Consider the following 4854-nt stretch of genomic DNA (forward strand, 5'->3'; position numbering starts at 1 on the left):
GGAGTCGATCCCGCCAGAAGCGCCGATGACGATCTTATGAACACCGATCTGATCGAGGAATTTTTTTACGCCGTAATGGAGTGCTTGATGGATCTGCGCGATCGAGCATGCGGCTGCGGGTGGCATGATATACGAGTTGTCACCATGTATATTCAATTCTGCGATTTGCATCGTACTGGCGAATGGTTTACAAACAGCGATCATCTGACCGCCTTTATCATAGATACTGCTGATTCCGTCGAACAGATAGATCGTCTTACCGCTGTTTTGGATACCTGTTGCATTGACGTAGATGAACGGGGTTCGGGTATCGGCGGTCAGTTTAGAGAAGGTCGCATGTTTATGCGTTTCACTTCCTGTGATGAATGGGGCAGAATCGATCGTGATATGGATATCGGCTTCAATGATACGCAGGATATTTGTGTCACCGATGCTGCATCCGAGTGTATATGTTTTATCTCCGAATGTAACGGGAATCGGATCTAAAAAGTCGGAGATATTAGCACCGCGCTCGCTTATGATCGTTTCAAGGCTTGTGAAATAACGTGCTTCATCAAATCCGCTGCCTATTTGCGAATCTGCTTTGATAGAGAATGGATATTGGGCATCGGGTGCGTGTTGAAGCGAACCGTTTTGTGCAACGAAAAGTGCATTGTAGAGGCGAGTCGGCTCTGTTTCGTCTATGGCAACATTACCGAATATGATGCAGATGCCGCTCGAAGCCTCGATAATATCTTGTCCGTAAGAGATGCAGTCACGGACGAAGTCTGCTTGTTTCCACGTATCGGAGAGAAGTTGACCCGAGATAGCAAGCGCAGGAAATACGAGTATATCGACGTGCGCTTCTTTAGCCTCTTGTATCATGTTAAGCATTGTTGTTGTATTGAGATCCGGGCGACCGGGAATGATTTCGAATTGCCCAAGTGCAAGTTTGAGCATGATAGCACCTTCCTTATTATTAGATCATGTTTCAATTATACACGATTTTCGGGAGATAGTACGCACGAAGTGAAAAATTTTTGAGTAGGATGAAGAACCAGTTGATTTTGTGTATACATTTGTTTTTTTGCTTGAAACACTTAGCGTAATAGTGATAAAATAACTTTATGACAAGAGAAGGATAGAAAGTGTGAAATATCATGAAGAAGACAAATGCGGCAAGAATTCTTGATACGCACAAAGTTGTATACCAAATAAAAGAATACAAAGTAGACCCTGATAATCTTCGGGCAGACAATGTTGCTGCGAAGATCGGGATGCCGCTCGATCAAGTATTTAAGACGCTTGTTGCTCGCGGTGATAAGACAGGTGTCGTGATGGCTTGTTTGCCGGGTTCGGGAGAGCTTGATCTTAAGGCATTGGCACAAGCGAGCGGTAATAAGCGGGTTGAGATGGTGCAGCTGAAAGAAGTACAAGGCTTGACAGGATATATCCGAGGCGGTGTATCGCCACTCGGGGTAAAAAAGCCATATCCTATTTATTTTGATACATCTATTACAAAATGGGATGTGATCGCAGTCAGTGCAGGAATCCGCGGTGCGCAGCTTATCGTAGCACCGAGTGATCTTGTGCGGGCGGCAAACGGGACGGTTGCAGCGATCAGTCGACCGATGGCAGAATAATATTATGATGGATTTATTGTGGGAGGAATATAGATGAATTATGTAAGTACACGTGGCGGTAATGAAAATATTGTATCGGCAGAAGCGATCATCCAAGGCTTGTCAGCAAACGGTGGTCTTTTCGTACCGACAGAGATCCCGACGGTCGATGAAGCATTTTTGGCTGGATTGACGAATGCATCATATCAAGACAGAGCCAAACAAGTATTAAGCAGATTCTTAGTCGATTATACGCAAGATGAAATCGATGCTTGTGTAACAGCGGCATATGGTGATAACAAGTTCGATACGGCAGCAATCGCTCCTGTATATCCGCTTCGTGAAAAAGATGCGGTATTGGAATTGTGGCATGGTCCGACGAGCGCATTCAAAGATATGGCACTTCAACTTCTTCCACAGCTTCTCTCGACTGCACTCAAGAAAACAGGTGAGAAAAGTGAGATCGTTATTCTCGTAGCGACTTCGGGCGATACGGGCAAAGCGGCACTTGAAGGGTTCAAAGATGTCGATCAGATCAAGATCGCGGTGTTCTATCCGCAGAACGGTGTCAGCGAGATCCAGCGTCGTCAGATGATCACGCAGGAAGGCGGCAATGTTACGGTCTTGGCGGTCAAAGGTAATTTTGACGATGCACAGACAGGTGTAAAACGTATTTTTAATGATACGGTATATAATGAAGAACTTCGTGCAGACGGCTTCAAACTGTCGTCGGCGAACTCCATCAACTGGGGACGTCTTGTTCCGCAGATCGTATATTATTTCAGCGCATATGCCGATCTCGTAAAAGCTGGCACGATCGCAGCAGGTGATAAGGTTAACTTCGTTGTACCGACAGGAAACTTCGGTAATATTTTGGCAGGCTATTATGCAAAGAGAATGGGACTTCCCGTAAACAAATTCGTTTGCGCATCGAATGCCAATAATGTTTTGACAGACTTTTTGCGTACGGGTGTATATGATCGCAATCGTACATTCCACAAAACGGCATCTCCGTCGATGGATATTTTGATCTCGAGCAATTTGGAGCGTCTTTTGTATCATGTAACAGACGGCAACGACGCGCAGGTAGCCGATTGGATGCAGTCACTTAATGAAACGGGACGCTATGATGTCGGTGCAGAAGTGCTTGCGAAGATACAGGAACTGTTCTGGGCAGATTATGCAGACGATGAAACGACACTTGCCAATATCCGCAAGGTGTTCGATGAAACGCATTACACGATGGATACACATACATCTGTTGCGGAATATGTTGCCAATACATATCGCGCGGCAAGCGGTGATACTGATACGGTAAATGTGATCTTGTCGACGGCAAGTCCGTACAAATTCAATCAGAGTGTACTGGAGGCACTTGTCGAAAAAGATACGCTTGAAGGCAAAGATGAGTTTGCAATGCTTGACTGTTTGGCTGAGATCAGCGGTCTTGTCGTTCCGCCTGCCTTGGCATCTCTCAAGACGGCACCGATCCGTCATACGACAGTATGTGCGAAAGAAGAAATGCCTGAAGTGGTAAAAGCATATTTAAATGAATAAAATATGAAGAATATTCTGCCAATAAAGAGGAAAATAGCGAAAAAAAACGAATTTATATAAAGTAAGGCAAATTTTTAGGGAATGTCACTGATGAAGCCCTAAATAAGATAAGTAAAATAAATTAGAAAAGGATGGTTACAATGGGAACTTTGGAATGGAAAGCTAGCCAAGATTTTTTGGCTGTTGCAGGTAATGTAAGACATAACTTGAGTCCTGCAGAATTGGTAGAAGCGGCACTTGTACGCGGTGAAGGCGTACTTGCATCGAATGGTGCGCTTCGTGTAGTAACGGGTAAATATACGGGTCGTTCTCCGCATGACAAATTCGTCGTTGATCTTCCGTCTGTCCATGACGAGATCGCTTGGGGCACGAATGCACCGATCGATGAAGCTGTATTCGATGCACTCTACAAAAAAATGCTCGGTTATGCACAGCATAAAGAAGTATTCGTATTTGACGGTATCGCAGGTGCCGATCAGGAAAGCCAGCTTCGCGTACGTTTCGTGAATGAATTTGCATGGCAGAATTTGTTCGTACATCAGCTCTTCATTCGTCCGGAAGAAAAATTTGATGCGCCGGAAGATTTTACGGTTATTTGTATGCCGGGCTTCAAAGCTGTACCGGCTGTTGACGGAACGAATTCGGAAGCATTCGTTTTGGTTCATCTTGAAAAGAATGTTATCTTGATCGGCGGCACGAGCTATGCAGGCGAAATGAAAAAATCGATTTTCTCGATCATGAACTATCGCTTGCCGAAAGCAGGTATCTTGTCTATGCACTGCTCCGCAAACGTGGGCAAAGACGGCACGTCCGCACTCTTCTTCGGCTTGTCCGGTACAGGCAAAACGACGCTCTCTGCTGACCCGAACCGTTGCCTCATCGGTGACGATGAACATGGCTGGAGCGATAACGGTATCTTCAATATTGAAGGTGGCTGCTATGCAAAATGTATCCACTTGTCGGAAGAAACCGAACCGCAGATCTGGAACGCTGTAAAATTCGGCGCAGTTGTAGAAAATGTATCCTTCGAAGAAGGTTCGCGTGTGATTGATTTCGATAACGGTACGCTTACGGAAAATACGCGTGCTGCATATCCGATCACGAGCATTCCGAATGCTGTTCTCGAAGGTAAAGCAGGCCATCCGAAAGCGATCCTCTTCTTGACGGCAGACGCATTCGGCGTATTGCCTCCGATCTCCAAATTGACGAAAGAACAAGCTATGTATCAGTTCTTGTCCGGTTACACGAGTAAATTGGCAGGTACGGAACGTGGTATCACTGAACCGCAGGCAACGTTCTCCACATGCTTCGGTCAGCCGTTCCTTCCGCTTTCGCCGCTCGTATATGCAAACTTGCTCGGCGAAAAAATGGAAAAACATAATACGGCAGTATACCTTGTTAACACAGGCTGGTCCGGTGGTCCGTACGGCGTTGGCAAACGTATGAAACTTTCGTACACGCGCGCTATGATCACGGCAGCTCTCGAAGGCAAGCTTGACGATGTTGAATGGGTACTCGATCCGATCTTCAACGTATACGTTCCGCAAGAATGTGAAAATGTGCCGTCCGAAATTTTGACTCCGCGCAATACGTGGGCTGACAAAGATGCTTATGACGCAAAAGCAAAAGAACTTGCTGACGCATTCAACAAAAACTTTGAAAAATTCAAAGATGAAATGCCTGAAGCAATTTTGAA

Annotated in this window: 4 protein-coding genes; 3 read left to right on the plus strand and 1 reads right to left on the minus strand. The window is 45.5% G+C overall.

Features of this window, described 5'->3' with window-relative positions; all coding sequences use genetic code 11:
- Positions 1-939: NAD(+) synthase (locus tag IJN28_02525; protein MBQ6712651.1), on the minus strand; the 939-nt coding region annotated here is incomplete at its 3' end.
- 200 nt (positions 940-1139) lie between these two features.
- On the opposite strand from IJN28_02525, the gene ybaK reads away from it, so the two are divergent.
- The 3 genes from ybaK to pckA form a co-directional block, all read left to right on the plus strand.
- Complete coding sequence (ybaK, locus tag IJN28_02530) at positions 1140-1622, plus strand: Cys-tRNA(Pro) deacylase (protein ID MBQ6712652.1); 483 nt, start codon at positions 1140-1142, stop codon at positions 1620-1622.
- A gap of 33 nt (positions 1623-1655) precedes the next feature.
- On the plus strand, positions 1656-3158 hold the full coding sequence (locus IJN28_02535; protein ID MBQ6712653.1) for a threonine synthase: 1503 nt from the start codon (positions 1656-1658) through the stop codon (positions 3156-3158).
- Positions 3159-3298: 140 nt separating this feature from the next.
- Positions 3299-4854 (plus strand): phosphoenolpyruvate carboxykinase (ATP) (pckA, locus tag IJN28_02540; protein MBQ6712654.1); only part of this gene is annotated, 1556 nt, incomplete at its 3' end.

This window comes from Selenomonadales bacterium (assembly GCA_017442105.1).
GTDB lineage: Bacteria > Bacillota > Negativicutes > RGIG982 > RGIG982 > RGIG982.